Source organism: Micromonospora deserti, assembly GCF_003236335.1.
GTDB lineage: Bacteria > Actinomycetota > Actinomycetes > Mycobacteriales > Micromonosporaceae > Micromonospora > Micromonospora deserti.
The window spans coordinates 1-281 of record NZ_POUB01000552.1; the positions used below are offsets into that span (position 1 = coordinate 1).

The 281-nt window shown below is 67.6% G+C and carries 1 protein-coding gene; it reads right to left on the reverse strand.

Annotation, left to right across the window (positions count from 1 at the left end; translation table 11 throughout):
* A partial coding sequence (locus tag C1I99_RS31865) for a pectate lyase family protein (protein WP_438941474.1) occupies positions 1-281 on the reverse strand: 281 nt, incomplete at both ends.

Here is a 281-nt window from a genome sequence, read left to right on the forward strand (position 1 = left end):
CCGTGGCCGGCACGTCCTCGCACGGCTGGAGCGTGTAGCTGTAGGGAACGGACCCGGTGCTGCCATCCGCGTCGCCCTGCCTCGAGTTGGTGAAGCAGTTGTTTCGGGCCACGAGGTTGCCGCCGGCGCGGTGGAACGGGTCCTCGACGTTCTCGAAGTGGTTGCCCTCCACCAGGACGCCGGACTCGTGTGCGGCCCGGATCCCGTAGTCCTCGTTGGCCAGGTAGTAGTTGTTGTACACGTGCACCGGGTCGCCGAACCGCACCCGCGGGTTACGCTGC